This window comes from Klebsiella africana, assembly GCF_020526085.1.
Taxonomy (GTDB): domain Bacteria; phylum Pseudomonadota; class Gammaproteobacteria; order Enterobacterales; family Enterobacteriaceae; genus Klebsiella; species Klebsiella africana.
Genome location: NZ_CP084874.1, coordinates 1,321,088 through 1,346,274 on the forward strand (window position 1 = coordinate 1,321,088; position 25,187 = coordinate 1,346,274).

15 protein-coding genes and 3 pseudogenes are annotated in these 25,187 nt (G+C 54.4%); 12 read left to right on the top strand and 6 right to left on the bottom strand.

Annotated elements, in window-relative coordinates; genetic code table 11:
- The first annotated feature begins 7 nt into the window (after nucleotides 1-7).
- From bamB to LGL98_RS06470, 6 genes and pseudogenes are all read left to right on the top strand, one after another.
- Nucleotides 8-1,186 (top strand): outer membrane protein assembly factor BamB, encoded by a 1,179-nt coding sequence (gene bamB, locus LGL98_RS06445; protein ID WP_002913889.1) that lies wholly within the window; start codon nucleotides 8-10, stop codon nucleotides 1,184-1,186.
- Between the two features lie 113 nt (nucleotides 1,187-1,299).
- Nucleotides 1,300-2,778 (top strand): ribosome biogenesis GTPase Der, encoded by a 1,479-nt coding sequence (gene der / locus LGL98_RS06450; RefSeq protein WP_004144309.1) that lies wholly within the window; start codon nucleotides 1,300-1,302, stop codon nucleotides 2,776-2,778.
- A gap of 307 nt (nucleotides 2,779-3,085) precedes the next feature.
- Nucleotides 3,086-3,289 (top strand): annotated as a pseudogene (locus LGL98_RS06455) (hypothetical protein); the annotation flags it as partial.
- 222 nt (nucleotides 3,290-3,511) lie between these two features.
- Nucleotides 3,512-3,991 carry an Hcp family type VI secretion system effector gene (locus tag LGL98_RS06460; protein WP_136030009.1) on the top strand — a complete coding sequence of 160 codons (480 nt, stop codon included), beginning with the start codon at nucleotides 3,512-3,514 and terminating at the stop codon, nucleotides 3,989-3,991.
- Nucleotides 3,992-4,175: 184 nt separating this feature from the next.
- Nucleotides 4,176-5,255 carry a Gfo/Idh/MocA family oxidoreductase gene (locus tag LGL98_RS06465; protein ID WP_136030007.1) on the top strand — a complete coding sequence of 360 codons (1,080 nt, stop codon included), beginning with the start codon at nucleotides 4,176-4,178 and terminating at the stop codon, nucleotides 5,253-5,255.
- Between the two features lie 49 nt (nucleotides 5,256-5,304).
- Nucleotides 5,305-5,523, top strand: a complete 219-nt coding sequence (locus LGL98_RS06470) for a zinc ribbon domain-containing protein (RefSeq protein WP_004144303.1) — start codon at nucleotides 5,305-5,307, stop codon at nucleotides 5,521-5,523.
- On the opposite strand, the gene xseA is transcribed toward LGL98_RS06470, so the two are convergent.
- Nucleotides 5,507-6,898, bottom strand: coding sequence for an exodeoxyribonuclease VII large subunit (xseA, locus tag LGL98_RS06475; RefSeq protein WP_136030005.1), 1,392 nt, complete (start codon nucleotides 6,896-6,898; stop codon nucleotides 5,507-5,509). The genes LGL98_RS06470 and xseA overlap by 17 nt on opposite strands.
- A 158-nt stretch (nucleotides 6,899-7,056) precedes the next feature.
- Here xseA and guaB point away from each other — a divergent pair, with 158 nt between their 5' ends.
- From guaB to LGL98_RS06495, 4 genes and pseudogenes are all read left to right on the top strand, one after another.
- Entirely contained in the window at nucleotides 7,057-8,523 is a 1,467-nt protein-coding gene (gene guaB / locus LGL98_RS06480) for an IMP dehydrogenase (protein WP_004151980.1), read from the top strand.
- Between the two features lie 67 nt (nucleotides 8,524-8,590).
- Nucleotides 8,591-10,168: a glutamine-hydrolyzing GMP synthase gene (gene guaA / locus LGL98_RS06485; RefSeq protein ID WP_004151979.1), complete on the top strand. Its 1,578-nt coding sequence runs from the start codon at nucleotides 8,591-8,593 to the stop codon at nucleotides 10,166-10,168.
- A 307-nt stretch (nucleotides 10,169-10,475) separates the two neighbouring features.
- Nucleotides 10,476-10,646 (top strand): annotated as a pseudogene (locus LGL98_RS06490) (Arm DNA-binding domain-containing protein); the annotation flags it as partial.
- Between the two features lie 243 nt (nucleotides 10,647-10,889).
- Nucleotides 10,890-14,987 carry a HigA family addiction module antitoxin gene (locus LGL98_RS06495; protein WP_136030003.1) on the top strand — a complete coding sequence of 1,366 codons (4,098 nt, stop codon included), beginning with the start codon at nucleotides 10,890-10,892 and terminating at the stop codon, nucleotides 14,985-14,987.
- Nucleotides 14,988-15,191: 204 nt separating this feature from the next.
- Here LGL98_RS06495 and LGL98_RS06500 read toward each other — a convergent pair whose 3' ends face one another.
- The 3 genes from LGL98_RS06500 to LGL98_RS06510 all read right to left on the bottom strand — a co-directional run bounded on the left by LGL98_RS06500 (nucleotide 15,192) and on the right by LGL98_RS06510 (nucleotide 19,748).
- A complete protein-coding gene (locus LGL98_RS06500; protein WP_136030001.1) occupies nucleotides 15,192-17,060 on the bottom strand; it encodes a sulfatase family protein in 1,869 nt (622 codons plus the stop codon).
- Entirely contained in the window at nucleotides 17,044-18,222 is a 1,179-nt protein-coding gene (locus LGL98_RS06505; RefSeq protein ID WP_136029999.1) for an anaerobic sulfatase maturase, read from the bottom strand. The genes LGL98_RS06500 and LGL98_RS06505 overlap by 17 nt, the downstream gene beginning before the upstream one ends.
- A gap of 296 nt (nucleotides 18,223-18,518) precedes the next feature.
- Nucleotides 18,519-19,748: an MFS transporter gene (locus LGL98_RS06510; protein ID WP_136029997.1), complete on the bottom strand. Its 1,230-nt coding sequence runs from the start codon at nucleotides 19,746-19,748 to the stop codon at nucleotides 18,519-18,521.
- A gap of 73 nt (nucleotides 19,749-19,821) precedes the next feature.
- Here LGL98_RS06510 and LGL98_RS06515 point away from each other — a divergent pair.
- Nucleotides 19,822-20,731: pseudogene (locus tag LGL98_RS06515) on the top strand (LysR family transcriptional regulator).
- A gap of 95 nt (nucleotides 20,732-20,826) precedes the next feature.
- Here LGL98_RS06515 and LGL98_RS06520 read toward each other — a convergent pair.
- Nucleotides 20,827-21,000, bottom strand: coding sequence for a YfgG family protein (locus LGL98_RS06520; RefSeq protein ID WP_168435232.1), 174 nt, complete (start codon nucleotides 20,998-21,000; stop codon nucleotides 20,827-20,829).
- A gap of 370 nt (nucleotides 21,001-21,370) precedes the next feature.
- Here LGL98_RS06520 and LGL98_RS06525 point away from each other — a divergent pair, with 370 nt between their 5' ends.
- Nucleotides 21,371-23,599 (top strand): sensor domain-containing phosphodiesterase, encoded by a 2,229-nt coding sequence (locus tag LGL98_RS06525; RefSeq protein WP_136029991.1) that lies wholly within the window; start codon nucleotides 21,371-21,373, stop codon nucleotides 23,597-23,599.
- 53 nt (nucleotides 23,600-23,652) lie between these two features.
- Here the strand turns inward: LGL98_RS06525 and ppx are convergent, their stop codons facing one another.
- Complete coding sequence (gene ppx / locus LGL98_RS06530; protein WP_025711500.1) at nucleotides 23,653-25,185, bottom strand: exopolyphosphatase; 1,533 nt, start codon at nucleotides 25,183-25,185, stop codon at nucleotides 23,653-23,655.
- Nucleotides 25,186-25,187 lie beyond the last annotated feature (2 nt).

Here is a 25,187-nt window from a genome sequence, read left to right on the forward strand (position 1 = left end):
GGACTCGATGCAATTGCGTAAATTACTGTTGCCAGGGCTGCTTTCCGTTACCTTGCTGAGCGGGTGTTCGCTGTTTAATAGCGAAGAAGATGTGGTGAAAATGTCACCGCTGCCGACGGTAGAAAACCAGTTTACGCCGTCCACGTCCTGGAGCACCTCGGTTGGCGATGGTATCGGCGAATTTTACTCTAACCTTCATCCGGCCTTCGCCGACGGCGTAGTGTATGCTGCTGACCGTAAAGGCACCGTCAAAGCGCTGAACGCCGATGACGGCAAAGAGGTGTGGTCGGTGAATCTGGCGGAGAAAGATGGCTGGTTCTCGCGCACGCCAGCGCTGCTTTCCGGCGGGGTGACCGTCTCTGGCGGCCATGTTTATATCGGCAGTGAGAAAGCGCAGCTGTATGCGCTGAATACCAGCGATGGTACCGTGGCCTGGCAAACCCGCGTTGCTGGCGAGGCACTGTCGCGTCCGGTGGTGAGCGATGGCATGGTGCTGGTGCATACCAGTAACGGCCAGCTGCAGGCGTTGAATGAGACCGATGGGGCCGTGAAGTGGACCGTTAACCTCGATATGCCAGCGCTCTCCCTGCGCGGCGAGTCTGCGCCTGCGACCGCTTATGGTGCGGCGATCGTCGGCGGCGACAATGGCCGCGTCAGTGCAGTATTGATGCAGCAGGGGCAGATGATTTGGCAGCAACGTATTTCTACGGCCACCGGCCCGACGGAAATTGACCGCCTGAACGACGTCGACACGACGCCGATCATCGTTAACGGTGTGGTTTATGCGCTGGCTTATAACGGTAACCTGACCGCGCTGGACCTGCGTAGCGGCCAGATTATGTGGAAACGCGAGCTGGGTTCGGTGAATGATTTCATCGTCGATGGTAACCGTATCTACCTGGTTGACCAGAACGATCGCCTGCTGGCACTGACCACCGACGGCGGTGTAACCCTGTGGACGCAAAGCGATCTGCTGCACCGTTTGCTGACTGCGCCGGTGTTGTATAATGGCAATCTGGTCGTCGGCGATAGCGAAGGCTACATGCACTGGGTGAATCCGGAAGATGGCCATTTTGTGGCGCAGCAGAAAGTGGACAGCTCCGGCTTCCTGACCGATCCGGTGGTTGCCGATGGTCGACTGCTGATCCAGGCGAAAGACGGTACGCTGTACGCGATTACGCGTTAATTACCGCTGCCGTGAGTGATTAAGAAACGGCCCCTGGCAGACAGGGGCCGTTTTGACTTTTTTAAAAACGTCGTTAAGACGATGTTGCTTAGTGATTGTATGAGGCATTTAACATGATACCTGTGGTCGCGCTTGTCGGGCGCCCTAACGTTGGAAAATCCACGCTCTTTAACCGCCTGACGCGCACTCGTGATGCGCTGGTTGCGGATTTCCCGGGGCTGACTCGTGACCGTAAGTACGGTCGGGCCGAAGTCGAAGGCCGCGAATTCATCTGTATCGATACCGGTGGTATTGATGGTACAGAAGAGGGCGTGGAAACCCGGATGGCGGAGCAGTCGCTGCTGGCTATCGAAGAGGCCGATGTGGTGCTGTTTATGGTCGATGCGCGCGCGGGCCTGATGCCGGCGGACATCGCGATCGCTAAACACCTGCGCTCTCGTGAAAAGCCCACCTTCCTGGTGGCTAACAAAACCGACGGCATCGACGTCGACCAGGCGATGGCGGACTTCTGGTCGCTCGGCCTGGGCGATATCTATCCGATTGCCGCTTCGCACGGCCGCGGCGTGACCAGCCTGCTGGAGCAGGCCCTGCTGCCATGGGTCGATGAGGTTAATCCGCAGGAAGAGGTGGATGAAGACGCCGAATACTGGGCGAAATTCGAAGCCGAGCAGAATGGCGAAGCGGAAGAAGAGCCGGAAGACGACTTCAATCCGCAGGATCTGCCGATCAAGCTGGCAATTGTCGGACGTCCCAATGTCGGTAAATCGACCCTCACCAACCGTATCCTCGGTGAAGACCGCGTTGTGGTCTACGATATGCCTGGTACCACCCGTGACAGCATTTATATTCCGATGCAGCGCGACGAGCGTGAATATGTGCTCATCGATACCGCCGGGGTACGTAAGCGCGGCAAGATTACTGACGTGGTGGAGAAATTCTCGGTTATTAAGACGCTGCAGGCGATTGAAGACGCCAACGTCGTGTTGCTGGTGATCGATGCTCGTGAAGGGATTTCCGACCAGGATCTCTCCCTGCTGGGCTTTATTCTGAACAGCGGCCGTTCGCTGGTGATCGTCGTCAACAAGTGGGACGGCCTCAGTCAGGAAGTGAAAGAGCAGGTGAAGGAGACCCTCGACTATCGTCTGGGCTTTATCGATTTTGCCCGAGTGCACTTCATCTCCGCCCTGCACGGCAGCGGCGTAGGCAACCTGTTTGAATCGGTACGCGAAGCCTACGATAGCGCTACGCGCCGCGTAAGCACTGCGATGCTGACCCGGATCATGAACATGGCGGCCGAAGATCATCAGCCACCGCTGGTTCGTGGCCGTCGCGTGAAGCTGAAATATGCCCACGCCGGGGGCTACAACCCGCCTATCGTGGTGATCCACGGTAACCAGGTCAAGGATCTGCCGGATTCCTACAAGCGCTACCTGATGAACTACTTCCGTAAATCCCTGGACGTGATGGGCACGCCAATCCGGATCCAGTTCAAGGAAGGGGAAAACCCGTTCGCCAACAAGCGCAACACCCTGACGCCGAACCAGATGCGTAAACGTAAGCGCTTGATCAAGCACATCAAGAAAAGCAAATAAGCTATCAGCAAGATTTACCCACCAACATGAATCCTTTAAAGCCCGCATCTGCCGGGCTTTTTTTATTAAGGGCGATCGTAACAACGCATCAACGCGCATGTTTGGCATGTATACCTGCACGTATCTTATGAAATTTCTTATTTGCTAGCTTCGTTTGCTCAAGCGATTGTTTGAGAACGCTACGATAATATATACGCAGAAAGTTATCGCAATGATAAGAGAGAAAACGCATCTGGATATATTGGGGAAAATCCACGGTGTCGTTCTAAAAGCGTTCTAATGGCTATTAACCTTCATATCAGTGGTTGGCGTTGGCATTGTGCAGAAGGCTGCAGATAGCGCTGAGCGTCTCCGAATCTGTTATCCTGCATTCTTTTCTATACTATACGAACAAGAACTTGAAATGATGTATTTTCTGGTGGCGCCGTTATTTGAACATGCCGGCGCTTTTAAAGCTCAATGGGCCTCAGATGCAGAGATCGCTAATATCATCGAAAGAATGATTAGGTAGTGATGATGTCATTTATTAAAAGAGCGCTTTTGTGGTTGTTCCAGCAATTAATTTCGCTGTATGCCCCACCACTTTGCATTGTCATATTTGCAGTGGTTTTTTTTTCAAATTTTGCCTGAAGGGCCGGTTTGGCCTGTTGGTATATTCGCTGTACTTATGATTATTATCTTTGGGCGCTATGTGAAATGGTAATTCTAACGTTATTTATGATAAGGAAATTGTATGTCTACTCCCGCACATTTATGGCTTGAAGATGAAAACGGTTCTCCGATCATTGGAAGCTGCATGATGCCAACGCGTCTTGGATCTATTGAGTTAAAATCATTCTCTCATGGTATTACTATTCCAGTTGATCCAAGCTGGGGAAAACTTACAGGTACGCGTATACATCGTCCTGTGTCGATAGTGAAGGAATTCGATCAGACAACACCGCTTTTGTATCGTGCCGTGTGTGAGGGGCGCCCGATGAAGAAGGCGATTATAAAGATGTATCGCATTCTGGAGGCGGGCATTGAGGCCGAGTATTTCAACATCCTCCTGGAGAACGTCAAAGTCACTACGGTTGCGCCGTATTTATCACCTACTGGTATGAGCAGTACCCACCTGGAAACGCTCGAGATGCGTTATGAGGCGATCACCTGGAAATACATGGACGGAAATATTTACTACCGCGACTCATGGAATGACCGTTGTTGTGCATGACTCCATTATTTTCACGCAAAAAATGCCAGGTATCTCGTAGTAGGTACCATTTTATACATCATTTCAAAATTGAAATTCATATTGGCGGGTTTTTTGTGGCCGCCATGCCGGTAAATGTCAAAACCTTCCGCCATAATCCCGCGATACTTCGCCGGGAACAGAGCGGCTCAAAGGTGGACTTACTATGCAGATTGGATTTATTGGCCTCGGCGCGGTGGTGGAAACTGCCTATTTACCGGCGCTGCGCCGCCTGGGATACGCCGTCGACAACTGCTGGGGTTATGACCTCGACAGCAGCAGAGCGCTGCCGGGGATCCAGCGCTGCAGTTCACTGTCAGCGCTGCTGACCGAACCCCTGGATACGCTCTTCATTACCACCTCATCACTTCAGCATCTGCCCGTACTGGAGAGGGCGTTAGCCAGCGGCATTTCCCGCATCGTGGTGGAAAAGCCGATCGTGGCCAACCTTGAGCAGGCCGCCCGACTGCGGGCGCTGCTGGCGCCGCCTGAGCAGGCCGCGCGGGTGCTGGCTCTTGACCACTGGATGGCGCGAGGCGTTGCGCTGAACGCTCCTGGCCCGCGGTGGCGGGCGGAAGGGGAGGCCAGCGGCCTGCCGCCGCCGAACCTGTCAGCGCAGGATATCGTCTGGATCGAAGGTTATTTGCAGGAGCCAAGCTGCTTTAACAGCGCTGGTGAGCCGGTTGCACTCAATTTTGCCACCGGGGAGCTGGATACCCGGCAGCTGCGTCACCCTGATGGGGTGATCCTCGATATTGGCACCCATGTCCTGGCGATGCTCCGCGAAACCCTGCATGCCAGCGGAGGCAATACGGCGCTGAGCCTTTCCCTTCGGGTGGCGAAAGACCGCCTCGGCCATGACATTGCCCCTGGAGATACGGTCACCGCAGAGGGGCAGGCGCATTTGCAGGGAACCCTGGGCACTATCCCGCTCAATATCTGGCTCAACAAATACGCGGGCCCCGCGGGCGGGCAAAAGGGAATGCGGATAGGGCTGCGGGACGAGCGAATCCTCACTCTCGACCGCTCCCCTGAGGGCGAAGTGGTGACGCTTCACGACGGCGAGCGGATCCAGTGCTGGATACGGCCAGGGGCGATCTATACGCACTGTCTTGATGAGCAGATCCTCGGCGCGGAGAATCTGTTTATGCGGGCGCCGGACAGCGTGGCCGGGCTGACGCAGCGCAGGCTTGAGGAAGTGGAAATCCTGCTCCGGCTACAGCAGCAATTACGCGGCCCGCATTAAACCCGGAACATGATAAAATAGGTGCAGATAAACGTTGAAAGGAATGGTTATGGAACTTGATTGCCCTCTGTGCCACGCACCGTTAGATGTCAAAGGCAGCAGCGCGCATTGCGCCCAGTGCGAAAGGGTATTTACCCTTGAGGCCCGCTGCCCGGAATGCCACCAGCCGCTGGAGGTGCTCAAGGCGTGCGGCGCGGTGGATTACTTTTGCCAGCACGGGCACGGCCTGATCTCGAAAAAACGGGTAGAATTTATTCCGCTGGTTTAGTGGATGAAGACTTTCTGGCCCGCGTTTTTTTCACCGGCGCGATCTGCTTCACTTCACTTTCGACCCAGCCGTCTTTCACGCGGGTGGTGAGCAGATCGCCGGTTTTGACCTGTTTTGTCTGCTTCAGCACCGTACCGTCATTCACCGAGGTGACGCTGTAGCCGCGCGCCAGGGTGGCTAAGGGACTCACTGCTTCCAGATGGGTCACCGCGTTGCCAAATCGTTCGCGCTGCTCGCTGAGGCGGCCACGCATATTTTCCGCCAGCCGGTATTCCAGTTGCTGAATCCGCGACTGTGCCCGGTGGATCCGCGGCTGCGGGTTGTAGTGATTCAGACGCTGACCGGTGCGCTTTTGCCGCTGTTCTGCGCGCTTAAGCTGTGACTCCACGGCGATGCGCATCCGCTGGCGCAGGCGTTCCAGGGCGGTCTGCTGGCGGGCCAATCGCAGCTGCGGATGCTGCTGCTGCAGGCGATGAAACAGCTGGGTAAAGCGGCGCTGACGACTGGCGAGGAAATAGTCCATCGCCATCTCCAGCCGCTGTTGCCCGGCCTGTAGCTGGCGCAGCAGCTCCTGCTGGTTGCGGCTGACGATCTCTGCGGCGGCAGAGGGAGTCGGTGCCCGCAGGTCGGCAACAAAATCAGCGATCGTGACGTCGGTTTCATGGCCGACGGCACTGACGATAGGGATCTGGCTGGCGAAAATAGCCCGCGCTACCCGCTCATCGTTAAAACTCCACAGATCCTCCAGCGAACCGCCGCCGCGCCCGACAATCAGCACGTCACACTCCTGGCGTGCGTTGGCCAGCGCGATAGCGCGCACAATCTGCCCTGGGGCGTCGTCACCCTGGACCGCGGTTGGGTAGATGATCACCGGCAGCCCGGGATCGCGGCGCCTGAGAACATGGAGAATATCGTGCAGCGCCGCACCGGTTTTCGAGGTAATGACGCCGACGCAGTGGGCGGGAGAGGGGAGCGCCTGCTTATGTTTTTGCTCGAACAGTCCTTCCGCCGTTAACTGCGCTTTCAGCTGCTCATACTTCTGCTGCAGCAACCCTTCGCCGGCGGGCTGCATGCTTTCGACGATAATCTGGTAGTCGCCGCGCGGCTCATACAGCGTGATGTTGGCGCGAACCAGCACCTGCTGCCCGTGCTGCGGGCGAAACGTCACCCGGCGGTTGCTATTGCGGAACATCGCGCAGCGCACCTGGGCGTTATCGTCTTTTAAGGTGAAGTACCAGTGGCCGGAGGAGGGCTGGCTGAAGTTAGAGATCTCGCCGCTGATCCAAACCTGGCCCATTTCGCGCTCAAGCAGCAGACGCACCGTCTGATTGAGGCGGCTTACGGTAAAAATTGCGGGGGATTGAGAGGGTAACATGTGAGCAAGATCAAACTTTAAATCAGCAGGTTATTCAGTCGATAGTAACGCGCTCAGAGGGGATGGCAAGTATTATTTGCAAAAAAGGGTAGATGCAATCGGTTACGCTCTGTATAATGCCACGGCAATATTTATCCACCCTGGTCGAGATATTGCCCATGCTACGTATCGCTAAAGAAGCCCTGACGTTTGACGACGTCCTCCTCGTTCCCGCTCATTCTACCGTTCTGCCGAATACTGCCGATCTCAGCACTCAGCTGACGAAAACCATTCGTCTGAATATTCCTATGCTCTCCGCAGCCATGGATACCGTAACGGAAGCGCGTCTGGCTATTGCCCTGGCACAGGAAGGCGGCATCGGCTTTATTCACAAAAACATGTCCATCGAGCGCCAGGCGGAAGAAGTTCGTCGCGTGAAGAAACATGAGTCCGGCGTGGTCACTGACCCACAGACCGTTCTGCCGACTACCACCCTGCGTGAAGTGAAAGAGCTGACCGAGCGTAACGGTTTCGCCGGCTACCCGGTGGTTACCGAAGAAAACGAGCTGGTCGGCATCATCACCGGCCGCGACGTGCGTTTCGTCACCGATCTGAACCAGCCGGTCAGCGTCTACATGACGCCGAAAGAGCGTCTGGTCACCGTTCGTGAAGGCGAAAGCCGCGAAGTGGTCTTCGCTAAGATGCACGAAAAACGCGTTGAGAAAGCGCTGGTCGTGGATGAGAGCTTCCACCTGCGCGGCATGATCACCGTCAAAGACTTCCAGAAAGCAGAACGTAAACCGAACGCCTGTAAAGATGAGCAGGGCCGTCTGCGCGTAGGCGCGGCGGTCGGCGCCGGTGCCGGCAACGAAGAGCGCGTTGACGCGCTGGTAGCGGCAGGCGTTGACGTTCTGCTGATCGACTCCTCGCACGGTCACTCAGAAGGCGTTCTGCAGCGTATCCGTGAAACGCGCGCGAAATACCCTGACCTGCAGATCATCGGCGGCAACGTCGCCACTGGCGCAGGCGCGCGCGCGCTGGCGGAAGCTGGCTGCAGCGCAGTGAAAGTCGGTATCGGCCCGGGCTCCATCTGTACTACCCGTATCGTCACCGGCGTGGGTGTACCGCAGATCACCGCCGTTTCTGACGCAGTGGAAGCGCTGGAAGGCACCGGTATTCCGGTTATCGCTGACGGCGGTATCCGTTTCTCCGGCGATATCGCCAAAGCGATCGCCGCCGGTGCGGCGGCGGTGATGGTTGGCTCCATGCTGGCGGGTACCGAAGAGTCCCCGGGTGAAATCGAACTCTACCAGGGGCGCTCTTACAAATCCTACCGCGGGATGGGCTCCCTTGGCGCGATGTCCAAAGGCTCCTCTGACCGCTATTTCCAGAGCGATAACGCTGCTGACAAACTGGTGCCGGAAGGTATCGAAGGCCGCGTGGCCTATAAAGGTCGCCTGAAAGAGATCATTCACCAGCAGATGGGTGGTCTGCGTTCCTGTATGGGTCTGACCGGCTGTGGTACCATTGACCTGCTGCGTACCAAAGCTGAATTCGTACGCATCAGCGGTGCGGGCATTCAGGAAAGCCACGTTCACGACGTGACCATCACCAAAGAGTCCCCGAACTACCGTCTGGGCTCCTGATTTCTTCGCCCGACCTCGCGTCGGGCGATTTATTTACTCTGTTTCACTTGCCTCGGAATTAGCGTTAATGACGGAAAACATTCATAAACATCGCATCCTCATCCTCGACTTCGGGTCTCAGTATACTCAGCTGGTGGCGCGTCGCGTGCGTGAGCTGGGCGTCTACTGTGAGCTGTGGGCATGGGATGTCACGGAAGCACAGATCCGCGAATTTAATCCAAGCGGCATTATTCTTTCCGGCGGCCCGGAAAGCACCACCGAAGAGAACAGCCCGCGCGCGCCGCAGTATGTGTTCGAAGCCGGCGTGCCGGTATTTGGCGTCTGCTATGGCATGCAGACCATGGCGATGCAGCTGGGCGGCCATGTAGAAGGTTCTAACGAGCGTGAGTTTGGTTACGCGCAGGTTGAAGTGGTTAACGACAGCGCGCTGGTGCGCGGTATCGAAGATTCCCTGACCGCAGACGGCAAACCGCTGCTGGACGTATGGATGAGCCACGGCGACAAAGTCACCGCCATCCCAGCGGACTTCGTGACCGTCGCCAGCACCGACAACTGCCCGTTCGCCATTATGGCCAACGAAGAAAAACGCTTCTACGGCGTTCAGTTCCACCCGGAAGTGACCCACACCCGTCAGGGGATGCGTATGCTGGAGCGCTTCGTGCGCGACATCTGCCAGTGCGAAGCGCTGTGGACCCCGGCGAAAATCATCGACGACGCCGTGGAGCGTATCCGTCAGCAGGTTGGCGACGACAAAGTGATCCTCGGCCTCTCCGGCGGCGTGGACTCCTCCGTCACTGCAATGCTGCTGCACCGCGCTATCGGCAAAAACCTGACCTGCGTATTCGTGGACAACGGTCTGCTGCGCCTGAACGAAGCGCAGCAGGTGATGGAGATGTTCGGCGACCACTTTGGCCTGAACATTGTTCACGTTGAAGGCGAGCAGCGTTTCCTCGATGCGCTGGCGGGTGAAAGCGATCCGGAAGCGAAGCGTAAAATTATCGGTCGCGTTTTCGTGGAAGTGTTCGACGAAGAAGCGCTGAAGCTGGACGACGTCAAATGGCTGGCGCAGGGTACCATCTACCCTGACGTTATCGAATCTGCTGCTTCCGCCACCGGTAAAGCGCACGTCATCAAATCTCACCACAACGTGGGCGGCCTGCCGAAAGAGATGAAGATGGGCCTGGTTGAGCCGCTGCGTGAGCTGTTCAAAGACGAAGTGCGTAAGATCGGCCTGGAACTGGGCCTGCCGTACGACATGCTCTACCGTCACCCGTTCCCGGGCCCCGGCCTTGGCGTGCGCGTGCTGGGCGAAGTGAAGAAAGAGTACTGCGACCTGCTGCGTCGTGCGGACGCTATCTTCATCGAAGAGTTGCACAAAGCTGACCTGTACAACAAAGTCAGCCAGGCGTTTACCGTGTTCCTGCCAGTTCGTTCCGTCGGCGTGATGGGCGATGGCCGTAAATACGACTGGGTCGTTTCCCTGCGTGCGGTGGAAACCATCGACTTTATGACTGCGCACTGGGCGCACCTGCCGTATGATTTCCTCGGCCGCGTCTCTAACCGCATCATCAATGAAGTGAACGGTATCTCCCGCGTGGTGTATGACATCAGCGGCAAGCCGCCAGCAACGATTGAGTGGGAATGATTTCGCGTCTGGCAACAGCCTGCACGTAAAAGGACTAAAGTACCTCTAAGCCCGCGTAACTGCGGGCTTTTTTGTTTTTGTGTCTGGCACTTTCTGGCAGCTTTTAGCAACGGGAAGCACGGTTTTTTCAATGGAATTTTTGATGGTACTCTCTGATTTCGAATTCAGGTTTTAAAAAAGTACCATGTGATAAATTTCTGTTGAGTTATGGTATTTGTTTTTTATAACTCAATTAAAAACAGGTAGTTAAATAACTTTTCTGTTTTTTTTACAACATGGTATTTTTTGATAAAGGGAAACAATAAACCTGTTGGCTGACACCAGGCTGCGTCACCTTAAGCCGAAGGAGAAACTTTATAAAGTTAATGACCGTGATGGTCTGTATGTTGCGGTCACCCCGGCTGGAACGATCTTATTTCGTTATAACTATTCAATAAACGGAAGACAGGAGACCGTTACTTTTGGCCGCTATGGTGTGGATCTAGTCCAGGGGGATGCTCAATGGGGAGCTTTTTGCCCTGCGATGGGTCTTGGGTGATGAGTGGGACATGCTCGATACGTAAGTAAGGCATTGCTGCTTATCGAATGGGCAAAAGCTACGCTAGCGAGCAGCTATCTTGGAGGATGATTACGGGAAGAGCTGCATAAAGACATTGCAATGAACCGTTTTTGAACTTAATGTGTAAAGTGTAACGTTACACTTTACACAGAGGCGGCAACCATGACTGATGATTCCCTCCCCCTTCATCCCGGCTCCTATGTTAGGAAAAACGTCCTTGATCCTCGTGGGCTCACGGTTACTGAGGTGGCGAAGTTGATCGGCGTTAGCCGCCCGGGCCTATCGAATTTTCTCAATGGGAAGGTATCTGCAACGCCCGATATGGCAGCACGTCTTGAACGTGCTTTCGGGATTTCCGCCAAGGCCATTCTCGATTTGCAGACAGAATATGACGCGCAGGGTGATAAAACGGCAGGCGCAGCTCAAGAGGCGCGTACTTACGTGCCCCCTTTTTTAAATGTCCAGGCCAACGATCTCGTAAATTGGTTCACAACGACAATTCTTGCGCGCACTAAGCTGTCGGTGCTGCTGCGAACGCTCATTCACTCCACGGGACGTGATCTTCAGAAAGTAGATTTCCCCGGTAATGACGATGCCGAGCGTGCTGGCTGGGATGGCTTTATTGAGGCCAGTTCCGGCACACCTTGGATACCTTCTGGTGCCTCTGGGTGGGAGTTCGGTGTCACCGCGGACATCAAGGCCAAGGCAGACGGAGATTTTGCAAAAAGCGTCCGGGCTATCAAGAGCGCTGAAAGGGCAAATATTACGTTTGTCTTTGTCACTCCAAGGCGGTGGCCGGGTAAGACGGCCTGGGTCGCGGATATGAAGAGCAAAAAGCTTTGGAAAGACATTCGTGCATACGACGCCAGTGATCTTGAGCAGTGGATGGAGCAATCACTCGCGGCCCAGACCTGGTTTGCGAACCAGACGGATCGTCCTTCTAATGGTGTCAGAACCTTAGAGCGTTGCTGGAGCGATTGGGCAAACGTAGCGGCCCCCGCGCTTCATCCTTCTCTTTTTACTACGGCGAATGAGGCGTGGAACGGCAAGATCAAATCCTTCTTGGCGAAAGACGATGCAAACCCCTTAGTAATAGCGGCTGACTCCGTTGAAGAGGCGCTGGCGTTTTTAAATCAAGTCTTGGCCCCTCCCGAGTTTGAACAATATAGGGATCGGGTGTTGGTATTTGACAAGGCAGGAGTACTCCCGAAACTCGCCCAAGGCACTACCGATTTCATTGCAGTAGCCCATACGCGGGAAGTGGAGCGTGAGCTTGGGCCCTACAGCACATCGCTGCGAACCATTGTTGTTTATCCCCGCAATGCTACTAGCGTGGAGCCTCATGTGGTGTTGGAGCCGCTCGGGTTCGAGCCGTTCACTAACGCTCTGGAAGCGATGGGAAAATCGCGCGATGACATAGCGAAACTAACTAACGCCTCGGGGCGTTCGTTGACGGTTCTTCGACGTCAACTTTCGAATATTCCGGCAATCCACACACCTGCTTGGGCTGAAGATCCAAGAATCGCATCGGGGATTGTTCCGCTCGTTCTTGTCGGCGCATGGGACGCTCAGAACAAGGCGGATCAAACTATCCTGTCCCATCTGGCTGAGGCACCTTTTGAGGTGTTGGAAAAGCGCATACTCGATTTGTTGCGGCTCAACGATTCTCCAGTCTGGTCAATTGGTGGGTATCGGGGGGTAATTTCGAAAATCGACTCCCTCTTCGCAATTGCGGGCACGGTCTCCAAGGCTGATCTTGACCGCTTTCTTGACGTTGCGCGGACTGTACTGGGTGAAGATGATCCCGCCCTCGACTTGCCCGAGAAAGATCGTTGGGCGGCGGCCATTCATGGCAAAAGACGAGAGTTCTCGGGGGCTATGCGAGAAGGCGTTTCCGAGACTTTGGTTTTGCTGGCTGTGTACGGCAAGAATCTCTTCGGGAAGCACCTTGGCTTTGATGGGGAATTTGAAGCCGCGAAAATTGTGCGTGATCTTCTTGTGCCTGTAACGACTAGAAAGCTAGAGGCTAATGGGCGCGACCTTCCACTTTATGCAGAAGCTGCTCCCGCCGAGTTTCTTGATATCATCGAGCGTGATCTGCGAGCAGAAAAGTCCGAAGTCATGGGCCTGCTGAGGCCTACCGATACCGGGCTTTTTGGCTCATGTCCGCGCACTGGACTGCTTTGGGCTCTCGAAGGACTTGCTTGGAATCCGACCACCTTTCCGCGGGTAGTGAAGATTCTGGGCCAGCTTTCTGAGGTAGAGATTAACGATAACTGGGCAAATAAGCCTATCGAATCGCTTAGCTCCATTCTTTGTGCATGGATGCCGCAGACGGCGGCAAACCACGAGATGCGCCTGAAGGCGGTCAGCATGCTTTTGGATAAGCACCCGGCGGTCGGGTGGAGGGTTTGTCTCCAGCAGTTCGGTGATTATGGCAGTGGCGTCGGCGACTATAGCCATAAGCCGAAGTGGCGTCCTGACGGCTACGGGTTTGGGGAGCCTTTCAAAACATGGGGACCAATCCATGCATTCGTCAGAGAAATGGTGAAAGTCGCGCTAAGCAGGCCGTCCTACACTGTCGAGATGCTATGCGACCTTGTGTCAAGGCTGCATGCACTCGCGGCGGAGGATCAAGCGCGCGTATGGGAGATTATCGACGAGTGGCGCAACTCGGGCGCACTTGACGAGGAAGTTGCGAAGATCCGCGAGAAAATTCGTGTGACTGTTCTCTCTCGCCGGGGGCGTAAAAAGGTCAATGAGGAAGGCCAGGCGAGCCTGACGGAGAAAGCCAAGGCAGTCTATGCGGAGTTGCAGCCCAAGGACATTGTGAATAAGTATGAGTGGCTGTTTCGGCAGGGATGGGTTGAGGAGTCGGCAGACGAACTCGCAGGAGACGAGATGGACTTCAGAGCGCGTGAGCAACGCATAGAAAAGCTCCGCGTTGAAGCCCTGACAGACATTGTGCAAGAACGAGGTATTCCGGGCATTCTCGCACTCTCCGAAAAAGGAAATTCCCAACGCCAAATCGGCGCTCACCTGGTGTCCGGCATACTTACCGACGAGCAGATTGAAGATTTGATCTTGCAATGCCTGCGTCCGGCAGAAAATTATTCGGGTCGTGATGGCATTGTCGCCGGTGCGCTCTGGTCGTTGGACGAGGATAGGAGAAAGGCCATATATGCGGGCCTGCGGGATAAAGTGGTCGAAGAGGAAACGCTCCGTCTCTTGTTGCTTTCACCTTACCGGGCTTCTACGTGGGGGCTTGTAGATCAACTTTCGGCTGAAGCTCGGAGTCGTTACTGGGTTGAAGTAGTTCCACAATATATTTTTGACTCGCCTGAGGAAAACAATGAGAGCGTTCGCCGCCTGCTTGAAGTCGAACGTCCGAGGGCAGCCTTCGCATCAATGCATTTCAAGCTTGAAGAAATACACCCACCTCTCCTTGTGCAGACGCTATCTGCCATGGCGAAAAATAGTCAGGATAAAGCTGGGGAGTACCAGCTGCACGACTACGATGTGCGGCGCGCCTTCCATCTTCTCAATCACAACTCAGACCTCACTCTAGAGGAAAAAGCTGGACTGGAATTCGCATATTTAGAGGTTCTAGCTCGCTCTTTCCGAGGGAGAGACCAGCAGCAGATTCCAAACCTTGAGCGCTACATTGAGGAACATCCTGAACTATTCGTGCAGGCTGTAGTGTGGGCCTATAAGCGCAAGGATCGTGGCGAAGATCCCGCCGAGTTTCGCATTACAGAAGGTCGCGAGCATCTGGCAAAGCGCGGGTACCGCCTCCTTGAAGCCATTGAACGTATCCCTGGTCAAGATAAAGCAACTAAAGAGGAACAGCAGGAAAAGCTCGCAGAATGGGTTGCAACGGTAAGGCGGTCTTGTGCTGAACTTGACCGCGCGGAGATCGCGGACGTGTGCCTTGGAAAGCTATTCTCTAACGCACCGGCTGGCGAGGATGGCGCGTGGCCGAACGAAGCTGTTCGCGATGTGATGGAGGATCTGCGGTCTGAGGACATCAGCAGTGGCGCACATACGGGTTTATACAACGCGCGCGGCGTCCATTGGCGCGGGGAAGGCGGTGGTCAGGAGCGGGAGCTTGCAGACAAGTATCGCGCCTGGGCCGATACCTTGCAATTTACGCATCCCTTCGTGTCGTCATCATTGCTGATGTCGATGGTCAATACGTATGAGCGTGAAGCTGAACAACACGATACTGAAGCCGGTATCCGTCGTCGGTTAAGGCATTAAAGGGGAGAATATGGCTGTGGCTTACAACTTCATGGCATCATGATGTTGGTGATGTTCATATCCTTGATGTAAAAGAGAAATGTCACTCTATTGGTAATAGAGTGGGAATAATCCCCGGCGTTAGCTAAGTAAAACGAAACCCTCTGTTTTTACAGAGGGTTTTTTTATCGACTACATCGCCTGATTTCTGCTGAACGGTGTGCATTAATCGCGCATATATTGTCGCAGCTCGGCGGCCGACATATCCCACTGGTTGCCTTCAAAGGGGGGCATATAGCTGCCATCATCTTCGCCAATCTCTGCGGCAGTGAGCTGATTGAGTTTATCGTTCATTGTCATTAACAGATCCCGGTACTTCTCTGGTTCCCGGGCGAGGTTATGATTTTCTTCGGGGTCGTTAACCAGATCGAAGAGTTCAACATCATTATTCTCCAGCAGCTCGGCGAGGGTAGCAGGAATATGATGCTGCTTCAGCGAAAAGTAGCGGGCAAATTTATAGTGTCCATCATTGATCATACGGATCCCTGAACGATGGGAAAAATCAGGATGGAGCGATGCGATCGCTTTTTTAAATTGATCGTGCGGGAGTTTTTCTCCAGCCAGCTTTCTGAATTTTGCCGTGTATTGTGCATCCATATACAGGATCATGCCGTAACAATAAAGCGAACCCGGACGCAGCGCATTTAAGCCCGCTTGCTCAGGATGCGCCAGTAATGGGCTCATATCCCGACCTTTTCTGCCCTCCAGGACTTTCTCTCGCAGCGAGCGATCGCGTCCAGTCAGGCCAATCAGGGTCGGTACTAAATCCAGATGATTAGTTAAACTATTGCAGCGGATATTTCCCGGATACGCCGGATGGCGAATGATCATCGGCACATGGATCTGCTCTTTATACACCGAGGAACCTTTACCATGCATCTGATGAGAGCCTCCGAGTTCCCCATGGTCGGCGGTAAAGACGATAATCGTATTTTGCGTCAATTGAAGATTATCAAGTTCATTGAGAATCGCCTCAAGATGTTGGTCATTATCGCGAATACAGTTGAAATAATAATCCAGTAATTTGCGCCAGCGCCGGTCTTCATCCGGGAACTGTCCCTCCATCACCGCCCTGGCATTCTGGTACTCTTTATGGGCGGCAGGTCTGCCTGGCTCGTCCAGGGGTTGATGGCGATTCTCAGGCAGCGGATAGTCTGGCCAGCTTTGCTGATAGATTTGGTTGTGCGGGGGTTGGGTTGGCAGCAGGGTGTGGTTTTCTTTATCCATTGGGCCTTTCCACTGCACCTGCTCGCCATGCTCATCGGTGTCGATAAACATGACATCGTGGGGATTAACCAGGTTTACTGCCGCGAACCAGGGCTTATTTTCATCATTCAGCGGGCGGCCGGTGTTACGTAGCCAACTAATGGTCTGCCCCGTGGTGACTGAGTCAAAGAAATAGCCGCCCTTACTTTTACCAATCACATCGCCAATGCCGTGATAATCAGAGAAACCATACTTTTCCATAATTTCATGCAGTCGCGGCGTCGGGATCTCGCCCAGGTCCATTTCTTCTACCGATTTACCAGCGACTGGCTGATCGATCTCCCGGGTAAGATGCCATTTACCTTTATACGCCGTGTAGTAACCCAGTTCACGCATCATATGGCCCACGGTACGTAATTCAGGATCAAGATCGTAATTCATCCACGGGAAGCCAAGATTATCAAACATCCGGGTGTGCGGCATATGCAAGCCGGTGTACATGACAGAGCGCGATGGCGTACAAACGTTGGCCGTATTCTGATGATGGGTAAAGGTTATGCCGGTTTTCATCAAACGTTCCCGGCCTGGCACCGGAAAGGGATACCGATCGAAATAACGTTCCTGATCGCAGGTTATTAGCAAAATATTGTAGCCTTCGGGCAGTGTGTCAGGGATTTCGCCGGTGAAAGGAATATCCCATTCCGCTTTCAGGGCGGTATTATTTTGCGTGGCGTTTCCCGTTTCTGGTAACAGGCTCACGACAGCGGCAATCCCCAAACCTTTGAGGAGATCGCGGCGATTTCCATCTATTTTATTTGGCTCTTTCATCTTCAGACTCCGTTAATTGTAATATATTTTGCCGAATCTCCGGGATAAGACTCATAATGAGCGCGGGCGGCTGGCAATTTAATAAAAGCCTTCTCGTGACGTTCATATAGGGCGTGATATGGCGGAAAAAAGTTAAATAACCGCGACACAGAAAGTTCTGCACCTCGTCGTCATGCGTCAAAATACGATGTTTAGGGCAGCCTCCGTGACAGGCAAAGCGCCAGGTACAGCCCTGACAGCGGGCAGAGAGTTGGGCCTTTTGCTTCCCGAACTGTTGCTGAAATGGCGAGTTCGCCATCGCGGCCATGCCATCTTGCTTCAGATTACCCAGCTTATATTCCGCTGAGACAAAGTGATCGCAGCTGTACACATCGCCGTTTTGCTCCACCAGCAAACTCTGCCCACATAAAGGTTGCATCGTGCAGAGTGTGGCGGGCTGGCCGGCCCATACGCCGAGCAGATTGTCGAAATACTGAATAAATACCTTGCCGACATCATTTTCCAGCCAGTCGTCGAAAACACTGCACAAAAATTTGCCCCAGCCCTCAGGGGTAACTGACCAGGGAGCAGGGGAGGCAACGAGAGGAATAAACTGTAGATGATGGAGATGTAGCTCACGACTCAGACAGCGATAGAGACTTTTCCCCTGGCTTTCAGACTCGCGGCTGACCACCACCATGGCATTAACCGGAACGTCATGCCGCTGCAGGCAGCGTATGGCCTGCACAACTTTTTCCCAGGTGGGTTTTCCGCAGCGTGTCGTACGCCAGGTGTCGTGGAGTGACGTAGGGCCATCAATGGATAATCCGACCAGAAATCCATGACGACGCAAAAAGCGAGCCCATTTATCGTTCAGCAAGATGCCGTTTGTTTGCAGACTATTAGCGATAGTTTTAGTACCACGATAACGTTGCTGGAGGGAGACTACTTTTTCAAAAAAATCCAGCCCGCATAAAGTGGGTTCACCGCCCTGCCAGCAAAACTCCACGTTCTCCGCAGGGGTCGATAAAATGGTATTGTGAATGTACGCCTCCAGCGTCAGGTCATCCATCGTGGTATACCCTGGACGCGGAACCTCGTTTTCCAGATAGAAACAATACCGACAGGCCAGATTGCATCGATTGCCGCCGGGTTTTGCTACGGTATTAAAATTAGCGCTCATTCTTTGCTATGCTCGAACGTTTTCGATGAGAAAGAGAATAACGCTAATTGTGTTACCGGAGGTGTGGCTAATGTTACCGATGGCGACTGGCTTTATTTTTTGGATCATTATGCAAGCGAAAAATACAGACGGTATCGTTATTTTTCGAAGGAGACAGCATGCCCTGCTATTCCCTTAAATATTTAATCATTAATATGGTGAATGTATTTTCATTAAAAATTTATACTATGAAAAATGCCTGCCATATTGCTATAAGGGCAGGCGTAAATTACCAAGGGCGTAGTCATCCAGGCTTACTAATCAGCAAGCTTGTTTTCGGCTATCGGTTGGTCAACGGCGGCTGCCGGATATTCTACAATACGTTCACCCTGCGCTTTATCCGCCCCGCGCACCATCGCCAGTGCCATGCAGGTAACTATCAACGTCAACCCGGTGGACACCCACATTCCGCCGATAATGCCCAGCCGGTGGTTCAGCCATGCGTAGGCAAAGGGTGAAACAGCCGCCATCAGTTGCCCGGGGATCAGCAGGAGACCCGTGCGGCTGGCGTAGCTTTCTGCGCTAAACAGCGCCAGCGGTAGCGTCGCTTTGACAATCGTCACCAGCCCATTAATCGCGCCATAGCCCAGCACAAACCCGGCTGCGCATCCGGCATAGGCCGTGCTACTCAATCCAAGGAGAAAACAGAGCGGCATGGCGAGCGCAGTAAAACGCGTTAACGTGAGTGGCGTGACCCGGGGACCGGCCAGGACCTCCCCCAGCCGGGCGCCGGTCTGACCAAACCCCCACAGCATACCGACGGCAACCGGCAGGCCAAAGTGGCTGATAAACTCCGGCAGATGGGTGGAGGTGCCGTTAGAGATGAAGGTGATCAGCGCAATAAAGATTGCGTAACGCGCCCCGTTACGCCGGTTGCCTTCTGCTGTCGCTTGCGGGGCGGGTGTTTTCGCCGGTGAACTGAGCCGCTGGCGAGGCAGTTGATAACTCAGCCATGCGCTCAGTAGGCCAAACAGCGCATAAATCCGCAGGGCATTCTGCCAGGACATGATGGTTAATAACGCCTCGCCCAGCGGCCAGAAGAGGGCAGAGGCCAGACCGCCAGCGAGGGTGATATGAGAGATAGTTTTCCGTGCCTGCTGGCCGTAAAGGTTGACTACCGCGGCGAACAGGGCGTCATACAGCGACAGCCGCATGCCGATGCCGGTCAGCAGCCAGGCGCCGTACCAGCCGGCCAGCGATGGGTACCAGGCCATCATGGCGCAGCCGGCGGCTATCAGTATGGTACCGCTGGTGACCACCAGCCTTCCACCAAAGCGAGCCAGCAACCTGGCGACGAACGGGGAGACAGCGGCCATCATCAGCATCGCAAGCGTCAGGCCGAGATAGATCTGCGGAGAGGTCCATCCGGTGTCGGCGGCGATAGCCCCGGCAAAGGTGCCGGGTAGATAAAAAGAGACCCCCCAGTTGATCAGTTGCTGACCGCCCGCGGTGAAGGCAAGGCGTCGGGGAATTGCGGGCATTTCCATGATTTTTCATTCCGTTAAGACAGTTGTCCAGAGCATACCCGGCAGGCTATTGTTCTGGCAGAGCGGCCAACTTATACGCGGTATAAGAGAAACTTTGTATGACAACACTGAACCTGGGAAATCTGGCGACCTTCCGGCTGGTCGTGCAGCGCGGCAGCTTTTCTGCCGCCGCCGACGCGTTGGGTATCTCCCAACCTGCTGTTAGCCTGCAGGTGCGTCAGCTGGAGCAATTTTTACAGACCAGGCTACTGGAGCGAACCGGACGCGGGATCAAGGCGACGGCGGCGGGAATGGCATTGCTGGCCCACAGCGAGCAGATTGATCGGGCGGTGAATAGCGCGGTGCAGTCGGTCAGCGCATTTAGTCAGGAAGTTAATGGATCATTGACGCTGGGGACCGGCGCGACGGCCTGCATTCATCTTCTCCCGTCGCTGCTCCAGCGCTTACGGCATGAACATCCACTGCTGACGGTGGGGGTAACCACCGGCAACACGCTGGATATCGTCCGCGCAGTGGAAGAAAATCGGCTCGATCTCGGGCTGGTCACCTTGCCCGTCCAGGGGCGCAGTCTGGCGGTGACCGCGGTATTAGATGAAGAGTTCGTGGCCATCCATGCCAGCCGCGAGACGGAGATGCTGGCGGTTTATACTCCCGCCGAGCTGCAGGCACTGCCGCTCATTGCCTTCGAGGCCGGCAGCGGTACCCGGGATCTGATTGACCGCTGGTTCCGCTCTGCAGGAATGGCGGTTACGCCGGTAATGCAGTTGGGGAGCATCGAGGCGATCAAGCGCATGGTGCGGGCAGGGCTGGGCTACAGTATCGTGCCCCGCATGGCGGTGGAGCAGAAGGAGGATCGCTGTGGGTTAACGGTCCATTCGCTGGCACCGCCGCTCTACCGTCAGCTGGCAATCGTTATGCGTCAGGATAAAATTATCACCAAAGGAATGACGGAAATGCTGCGCCTGCTGCAGTCCGCGCACTGACAAAACGCTGGCGGCAACTCAGGCCCATCAGAGATGACGTAGCGAAAACAGGCTCTGTCAGCGGATGCTGGCGTACCGATATCATGCCTTACAGGTTACTCGCGCGGAGAGGGCTCAACGGTGAGCGTTGACTCCTGCGAGGCTTTTTTATCCTGATGATGGTACCAGGCACCGATGGAGGAGTAGACGAAACGTCCAAAGAAGAAGAGAAAGCTGATAAGCAGTACGATACGGGTCATGCGACGGTTAAATCGATGTCGTTTGCGCATACTGGGTGCCTGACTCACAAAAGGTTCCTTGAAGTATACCCGAAGATGGGCGATGGGGGTATTAAGGCACAGGAACGAGGTGGGGTCAATTGATGCAGATGTAAAAGTGCGGCAGTGAAAACATTAATTAATGTTATATAAGATAATCATCGTATTTACATGCTCACTTTATTAGCCGTGAAACGACGTAAAAATAAGTTTTATTAATGTTGGTGTCAATATTTGTTGATTTATATCAACTGACTCATTCTCTTGACCACTAAAATCAGCGGACATTACCGTATCGTTATTACTTTTACGGTCAGCATGGGGTGGTTGGATGCCTGCCTGAATATGCCTCGCGGGAGCAGAGGCTCTCTGTAGAGCACCTATGAATTTATTAAAATACTATCAACAATATCGTGACAAATGGTGGGCCTTACCGCTTATCCTGCCAACGCTGTTATTACCTCTCGCCAGATGGGCGAATACATTCACCATGCTAAATGGTCATATGGTATTCCTGTATTATCTTCCCCTGGCGCTGGTTCTCAGCCTGATGATGTTTTTTGGCTGGGCGGCAATCCCGGGCATTATTATTGGCCTGTTGTTAACCCTGGCGCACGGCATGGCGCCCGAGCAAGCGATAGGCGTGTTGTTCCATTTTCTGATTCCCTGCGTGCTCTGCTGGGGCGGGTACCGTATTTTTGTGCCGCAACGTCAGCAGATTTCGCACGGTAACGTCAAACTGATGCCGCATCGTCTGTTCTGGCAAATGTTGCTTCCCTCGGTCATTTTTCTGATTCTGTCCCAGATCGCCGAATATCTGGGCCTTCATCCGCGCACGACGGAGATGACCGGCATTACGCCGTTCAGTTTACGGTCGTTAATTACCTTTCAGGCGCTGATGGTGGGATGTCTGACGGGGGTACCGTTGTGTTATTTGCTGCTGCGGATCATTCGTAATCCTTTTCATGTTCGCGGCTTTATTTCGCAAATTCGGTTACAAATTGATCCAAAAATAAAAAAGCTGGAAATCTTTTGCTGGGTGGCGATATTAATATTGTTGCTCGGGTTATTATTGATGCCATTAAATAATACCAGCACGATATTTAGCACGAATTATACATTGTCATTGCTTATGCCTGTGATGCTCTGGGGAGCGATGCGTTTTGGCTATCGCTTTACCTCGCTGATCTGGACGCCAGTGCTGATTGCCGTGATTCATTTTCATTACCGTTATTTACCGATTTATCCAAGCTATAACACCCAACTGGCGATCACCTCATCAAGCTATCTGGTGTTCTCGTTTATTGTCGCCTATACGGCGATGTTGGCGACACAGCAGCGGTTGATTTATGCTCGCGTCCGGCAGATGGCTTTCCTCGACCCGGTGGTTCATATGCCGAATCTGCGGGCGCTGAGCCGGGCACTCAACAGTACGAGCTGGTCGACATTGTGTTTTCTGCGCATTCCTGAACTGGAGCTACTCGGGCGTCATTACGGGGTATTGTTGCGTATTCAGTATAAGCAAATGCTGGCAAACTACCTGAGCGCGTTGCTGCAGCCCGATGAGGCGGTTTACCACCTTGCCGGCCATGATTTAGTTTTTCGCCTCAACAGTGAGGGGCACCAGGCGCGTATTCACTTAATCGACCGCTCCCTGCGACAGTTTCGTTTTCACTGGGACGGGGTTCCCCTGCAGCCGCGGATTGGCATGAGCTATTGCAACGTTCGCTCACCGGTCAAACATCTGTATTTGCTGCTTGGCGAACTAAATACTATTGCCGACATGTCGCTGGCCAGCGGCCATCCGGAGAATATGCAGCGCCGCGGCGCCGGTCATGTTCAGCAGGATCTGAAAGACAAAGTGGTGATGATGAACCGCATCCTTAAGTCGCTGGAACAAGACCATTTTGTCCTGATGGCGCAGCCTATTCAGGGCATTCGTGGCGATCACTACCATGAAGTCTTGCTGCGAATGCAAGGAGAGTCAGGAGAACTGATCGGCCCAAACGCGTTCCTGCCGGTGGCGCACGAGTTTGGCCTCTCCTCTCGTGTGGATCAGTGGGTCATTGAGCATACGCTAGCCTTTATGGATACCCACCGGCGGGCACTGCCCGGCCTGCGGCTGGCCATCAATCTCTCTCCGGTCTCGCTGAGCCGCAGCCAGTTTCCCCGTGAGGTCGAAGATCTGCTGCAGACGTACAACATAGAGCCCTGGCAGATTATTTTCGAGCTGACCGAGAACTATGCGCTAAGTAATCCGGAACTGGTCTGCCAAACATTAGAGCATTTGCGGGCGCTGGGCTGCCGGGTGGCGATTGATGATTTTGGTACGGGTTATGCCAGCTATGCTCGCCTGAAAACCATGAACGTCGACATCCTTAAGATCGACGGCAGCTTTATTCGCAATTTGCTTGCCAGTAGTCTCGATTATCAGGTGGTGGACTCTATTTGTCGTCTGGCGCGTATGAAGAACATGCAGGTAGTGGCTGAATATGTCGAGTCGCCGGAGATACGCCAGGCGGTTATCGCGCTGGGGATCGATTATATGCAAGGTTATGATATCGGCGTACCGGTGCCACTGGCGCAACTGGCAGAGGGGATGACTGCCTGAAGTAATAAAAAGCCGGGCGCGATGGCCCGGCTCTGATGATGTCAGAGAGTCGGTCAGGCGTCTGGCTCTTCTTCTGCAATCTTCAGCAACCACTCCGGCACGCCTTCCCAGTACTGCTGCTCTTTTTCCAGATCCAGCAGCACCAGCGCATTCTGGCTAAACCAGTCATGCGGAAACGTCAGCGTCCAGTGGTGAGCTTCCGTTTGCAGCCGCAGGGTCGGCGGTGTCGTGGTGGCCTGACGCTGGTTATTCAGCAGCACGCCCAGACGCAGCAGCTGGATCAGCGGCAGAAACTGTTTTTTCCTGAACAGCGTAAAGCGCGGCAGGTCGTCGAGTTTTATCGCTTTGCGATGATAGCGCACCAGGGTGGCCATCAGCATCTGCTGCTCCTGATTGAAACCCGGCAGGTCGCTGTTCTGTAAAATATAGGCCGAGTGGCGATGCATGCCGCTGTGGTTGATATTCAGTCCCACCTCATGGAGCATCACCGCCCACTTCAGCAGCGCCGCGAGGTGCGGATTGGCCAGCTTGGGATTCTGCTCCTGCCACTGCTCAAGCATATGGGTGGTGGTTTCCAGCACCCGGCGCGCCTGTTCGCGATCGATGTTGTACTGATTCGCCAGGCTCTGTGCTGTGCGGCTGCGAATATCCTGATGGCGGAAGCGGCCTTCCATCTCGTACAACACACCTTCGCGCAGCGCCCCATCGGACAGACGAAGCTCTTTAATCGCCAGTGCGTCAAACACGCCGCACAGAATCGCCAGCCCGGGGGCAAAGACCGCTTTGCGATCTTCTGAGAGGCCGGGCAGACTGAGCGCGTCGAAGTTTTTATGCTTCAATAGCTCACTGACCAGCATTTCGAGGCGTTCCGGGGTAATAAACCCATCTTTCTCGCCCATCGCCACCAGCACTTCCTGCGCGGCTTTGATGGTGCCGGAGGCGCCCAACGCCACGGTCCAGCCCTGAATACGGAACTGCCAGGCCAGCGTCTCCAGCTTCTGCACCGCCGCCAGGCGAGCACGCTGGAAATTCTCTTTGTTAATGGTTCCGCCGGGGAAGTAGGCCTGCGAGAAGCTCACGCAGCCCATGCGGCGGCTTTCCACCAGCCGGGGCTCGAAATCTTCACCGATAACCAGCTCGGTTGAACCGCCGCCGATATCAATCACCAGTTTGCGTCCGCGCTCCGGCTGCGTATGCTCCACACCCATAAAAATCAGGCGCGCTTCTTCGTTACCGGAGATGATCTCGATCGGATAGGGGATCACTTTTTCCGCACGTTTGAGAAACTCCGCCGCGTTGGTCGCCTGACGCAGCGTATGCGTTCCGACGATGCAGACGCTGGAGGGGGAGAACCCCTGCAGACGTTCGGCAAACAGCGACAGGCAGTTCAGCCCGCGGGTCATGGCTTCTTCGCTCAACACCGAGTTTTCATCGAGGCCGTCGGCCAGATGTACGCGTTGTTTCAGGCGTCCAATGATCTGCATGGCGCCATCGACGACACGGGCGATCACCATATGAAAACTGTTCGAACCAAGGTCGACCGCAGCGAATTCCTGCGGCCGAGGGGTTTTTTCGTTTAGTGGCATAG

What these genes read in the sequence shown, in the direction of transcription:
- guaB (WP_004151980.1), top strand. Translation starts at nt 7,057, where the DNA reads ATGCTACGTATCGCTAAAGAAGCCCTGACGTTTGACGACGTCCTCCTC.
- LGL98_RS06505 (WP_136029999.1), bottom strand. Translation starts at nt 18,222, where the DNA reads ATGAGCGCTAATTTTAATACCGTAGCAAAACCCGGCGGCAATCGATGC.
- ppx (WP_025711500.1), bottom strand. Translation starts at nt 25,185, where the DNA reads ATGCCACTAAACGAAAAAACCCCTCGGCCGCAGGAATTCGCTGCGGTC.
- LGL98_RS06510 (WP_136029997.1), bottom strand. Translation starts at nt 19,748, where the DNA reads ATGGAAATGCCCGCAATTCCCCGACGCCTTGCCTTCACCGCGGGCGGT.
- LGL98_RS06525 (WP_136029991.1), top strand. Translation starts at nt 21,371, where the DNA reads ATGAATTTATTAAAATACTATCAACAATATCGTGACAAATGGTGGGCC.
- LGL98_RS06500 (WP_136030001.1), bottom strand. Translation starts at nt 17,060, where the DNA reads ATGAAAGAGCCAAATAAAATAGATGGAAATCGCCGCGATCTCCTCAAA.
- bamB (WP_002913889.1), top strand. Translation starts at nt 8, where the DNA reads ATGCAATTGCGTAAATTACTGTTGCCAGGGCTGCTTTCCGTTACCTTG.
- LGL98_RS06460 (WP_136030009.1), top strand. Translation starts at nt 3,512, where the DNA reads ATGTCTACTCCCGCACATTTATGGCTTGAAGATGAAAACGGTTCTCCG.
- guaA (WP_004151979.1), top strand. Translation starts at nt 8,591, where the DNA reads ATGACGGAAAACATTCATAAACATCGCATCCTCATCCTCGACTTCGGG.
- LGL98_RS06465 (WP_136030007.1), top strand. Translation starts at nt 4,176, where the DNA reads ATGCAGATTGGATTTATTGGCCTCGGCGCGGTGGTGGAAACTGCCTAT.
- LGL98_RS06495 (WP_136030003.1), top strand. Translation starts at nt 10,890, where the DNA reads ATGACTGATGATTCCCTCCCCCTTCATCCCGGCTCCTATGTTAGGAAA.
- LGL98_RS06470 (WP_004144303.1), top strand. Translation starts at nt 5,305, where the DNA reads ATGGAACTTGATTGCCCTCTGTGCCACGCACCGTTAGATGTCAAAGGC.
- der (WP_004144309.1), top strand. Translation starts at nt 1,300, where the DNA reads ATGATACCTGTGGTCGCGCTTGTCGGGCGCCCTAACGTTGGAAAATCC.
- LGL98_RS06520 (WP_168435232.1), bottom strand. Translation starts at nt 21,000, where the DNA reads ATGCGCAAACGACATCGATTTAACCGTCGCATGACCCGTATCGTACTG.
- xseA (WP_136030005.1), bottom strand. Translation starts at nt 6,898, where the DNA reads ATGTTACCCTCTCAATCCCCCGCAATTTTTACCGTAAGCCGCCTCAAT.